This window comes from Mycobacterium sp. (genome assembly GCF_035653355.1).
Taxonomy (GTDB): domain Bacteria; phylum Actinomycetota; class Actinomycetes; order Mycobacteriales; family Mycobacteriaceae; genus Mycobacterium.
The window spans coordinates 1-3,218 of sequence record NZ_DASRBZ010000030.1 but is presented as its reverse complement, the minus strand read 5'-3'; the positions used below and the strand labels follow the sequence as shown (position 1 = coordinate 3,218).

The window sequence follows — 3,218 nt, the reverse complement described above, 5'->3', positions numbered from 1 at the left end:
CCCTGGCCGTCAGCAGATCGAGATAGGCCGCGCCGAAGCACCACGACCCGGTTTGGTGCCCCGGCGGTCGGGGAAGCCGGAATCCTGAAGTGAATGAACTCCGCCAACCCGTGTCGAGCGGTCACCGCGGTCGTAGGCTGGATCTCGCCAGCAGTGGAGAGTATGGCGAATGAACCGATCGAGTGGCTTTCTTCGGCGGACGTCGCGGCGCACCTTCCGCGACCGTCGTGAAGCCGGGTGTGTGCTGGCCGAGGAGCTAGCGTCCTATCGCGGCCGGGACGGACTGCTGGTTTACGGGCTGGCCCGCGGCGGCCTTCCCGTGGGCTGGGAAGTTGCCGCGGCGCTGCATGCCGACCTGGACGTGTTTTTGGTGCGCAAGCTCGGCGTGCCGCAGTGGAGCGAGCTTGCCATGGGGGCGTTGGCCAGCGGTGGCGGCGTGGTGATGAACGACAACGTGGTATCCAGCCTGCGCATCAGCGATGAGCAGGTGCGCGCGGTCATCGAACGCGAAACCGCTGAGCTGAAGCGCCGGGAGCAGGCGTATCGCGGCGATCGCCCTGTAGCCGACCCGCACGGCAAGACCGTGATTCTTGTTGACGACGGGATCGCCACCGGTGCCAGCATGCTCGCTGCGGTGCGCGCCGTCCGGGCGGCCGGCCCGGAATCGGTCGTGGTCGCCGTCCCGGTCGGCCCGCAGTCAGCATGCCAGCAACTGGCCCAGGAGGCCGACGACGTGGCGTGCGCGACCATGCCACCCGCATTCGAGGCCGTGGGCCAGGTCTACGACGACTTTCACCAAGTCAGCGACGACGAGGTCCGCGAACTGCTCGCCACCCCGCCATGGGCAGGTGCCCGCCCGAATTAGGCGTCCACGCGCGACACGTACAGCAGGTGGCTACCGAGTGTTGTCGTCCCTGATGGCGTCGCCGTGGTCGGCCTCGGGCTTGCCGCCGGTCGCGGTGCCGGATTCGGCGGCAGTGTGCTCTTCCGGGACATCTTCGGGATAGTCGGCGTAATCGCCTTCCTGGGTGCCGCTATCGGGACCGCCGGATACGCCATATCCGCTCTGGCCTGCGCCCGGTGCCGCCTCGGCACTCGCCGGAACCGGTTCAGCGCCAGACCCGCCCGCCTGGCGCCGCTGGCGTTCCTGCAGCGCGTCGATGATCAGCAGCACCACGCCCAGCACGCTGGCGCCGATGCACACCCATGCCACCAGCTCGTTGCTGGTGACGACCGCGAATACCAACGCGGCAAGGCCTATCACCGCGAGCACCAGCGCAATAATCAGCATCGGTCAATCCTCCAGCCGACGGGGCAGCGACTGTCAAGCCTGCCAGGGGGCGAGCGCAAGCCAGGCAGGCCGCGCCCGCTCGACTAGTTAGTACCCCGATTGAACTGGTTGAACCCGCCGGCCTCATTAGTAGCGGTGGAGTCGACCGGTGCGGCCGAGCCACGCTGGCCGAGCTCTTCGAGCTGGGACTCCAGGTAGGTCTTCAGCCGGGTGCGGTATTCGCGCTCAAACGTCCGTAGTTGCTCCAGCCGACCTTCCAGCACAGTGCGCTGCTGGTTGATGGTGCCCATGATCTCGGAATGCTTGCGTTCGGCGTCGGCCTGCAACGCGTCGGCTTTCTCCTGCGCCTGCCGCAGCTGGGCATCCGAACGGGTCTGTGCATCGGCCAGCATGGCGTCGGCACGCTGGCGGGCCTCGGCGATCGTGGAGTCGGCTTCACGCCGGGCCTCGGCGACAATCTGGTCGGCGTTGGCGCGGGCATCGGCCAGCAGCTTGTCCGCCTCGGCTTTGGCGGTGCTGGTCAGCCGGTCGGCGGTGTCTTGCGCCAAGCTCAGCACCTTCGCGGCCTTGATGGCTTGATCCTCGCCGATCTCCACTGGGGCAGCCGCGGCGGCCGGGGCGGGGGCGCGCTCCGGTTCGGGCTCGGGGCGGTAGAGCGGAATCGCTTCGGTTTGTTGAGCGCCGCCGCCTGAGCGGGCACTGGCCAGCTCTTGTTCCAATTCGCTGACCCGTTGGCGCAGATCGGAATTCTCCTCGATGAGCCGGGTGAGCTCGGCTTCCACCAGGTCGAGGAAGGCGTCGACCTCGTCTTCGTTGTAGCCGCGCTTGCCGATCGGCGGCTTACTGAACGCCACATTGTGGACGTCGGCTGGTGTGAGCGGCATTCTTTGCCCCCTCGACTCTGGACGGTCAAACGATCTGGAAAGTGTAGAACGGCCTGCTAGCCGTACTGCAACTGTCGCCCATCCTGTCACACCAGACCCGGCGGTTGCAGATGAGACCGATAATTAAGAACGAATTTCAAAATTTAAGATTTGCCGAATGCCGCCTTAAGGCACGAGAAATGGGCGCTGCGAACACTTTTGGGCCGGGGTCGGACAACCTTTGTCGCGGCTCAGGCGGCGGCACTAAACGCCAACTGCATGCCGATGAACGCGACCAGCAGCAACACCATGATGGATAGATCGAAGCGAACCGCACCAATCGTCAGCTGCGGTATCAACCGCCGTAAGAGCTTCACCGGCGGATCGGTCAGCGACATGATGATCTCCAAGATCACCACCGTGGCGCCGCGCGGATGCCAGTCGCGGCTGAACGAGCGGACGAACTCGACAACGACCCGGGCGATCAGCAGAAGCCAGAAGACGAACAGCGCGAAACCGAGGATTTCGAAAAACAGCGCCAACGAGAGCCCGACCTTACTACTGAGAATGTGACATCGACGACACGGTCACCAGTGACCACGGCGACGACCGACAGCCTACCGATTGCGGCGGCCGACCCACACGGCCGTGCCCGGCACTCGGAGCTGACGCGCCCGCTACTGGTAGGCGTAGAACCCGGTCTCGGCGATCCGGCGACGCTCCTCCGGCGACACCTCGACGTCCGCGGGCGACAGCAGGAACACCTTGGTGGCGACCTTGTCGAACGATCCCCTCAGCCCGAACGCCAACCCCGCGGCAAAATCCACCAGCCGCTTCGCTTCGGCGTTGTCCAGTGAAACCAAGTCGATGATCACCGGGGTGCCGTCGCGGAACCGCTCGCCGATGGTGCGGGCCTCGGTGTAGTCCTTGGGCCGCAGCGTGGTGATCTTCGACAGCGGGCTGCCCTCCTCGAACAGCATCGCCATCCGGCGCGGGTCCATCGCCAGCGCGCCGCGGGTCGAGCCCCGCAACAGCCCGAACCGAGGCCGACCCAGCTCGCTTCG

General features: G+C 66.1%; 4 protein-coding genes and 1 pseudogene. 1 reads left to right on the top strand and 4 read right to left on the bottom strand.

All coding sequences use genetic code 11. From position 1 onward, the window contains the following. Window positions 1-169: 169 nt before the first annotated feature. Window positions 170-865: pseudogene (locus VFA16_RS00930) on the top strand (phosphoribosyltransferase); the annotation flags it as partial. 30 nt (window positions 866-895) lie between these two features. Here VFA16_RS00930 and VFA16_RS00925 read toward each other — a convergent pair. The 4 genes from VFA16_RS00925 to VFA16_RS00910 form a co-directional block, all read right to left on the bottom strand. Next, window positions 896-1,291, bottom strand: a complete 396-nt coding sequence (locus tag VFA16_RS00925; RefSeq protein WP_324966012.1) for a hypothetical protein — start codon at window positions 1,289-1,291, stop codon at window positions 896-898. A gap of 83 nt (window positions 1,292-1,374) precedes the next feature. Beyond that, window positions 1,375-2,175 carry a DivIVA domain-containing protein gene (locus VFA16_RS00920; protein ID WP_324966011.1) on the bottom strand — a complete coding sequence of 267 codons (801 nt, stop codon included), beginning with the start codon at window positions 2,173-2,175 and terminating at the stop codon, window positions 1,375-1,377. A 230-nt stretch (window positions 2,176-2,405) separates the two neighbouring features. Further along, window positions 2,406-2,696: a YggT family protein gene (locus tag VFA16_RS00915; protein WP_083088894.1), complete on the bottom strand. Its 291-nt coding sequence runs from the start codon at window positions 2,694-2,696 to the stop codon at window positions 2,406-2,408. Between the two features lie 135 nt (window positions 2,697-2,831). After that, a partial coding sequence (locus VFA16_RS00910; protein ID WP_324966010.1) for a cell division protein SepF occupies window positions 2,832-3,218 on the bottom strand: 387 nt, incomplete at its 5' end.

Coding starts and splice junctions, on each gene's coding strand:
- VFA16_RS00925 (WP_324966012.1), bottom strand. CDS start 1,291: ATGCTGATTATTGCGCTGGTGCTCGCGGTGATAGGCCTTGCCGCGTTG.
- VFA16_RS00920 (WP_324966011.1), bottom strand. CDS start 2,175: ATGCCGCTCACACCAGCCGACGTCCACAATGTGGCGTTCAGTAAGCCG.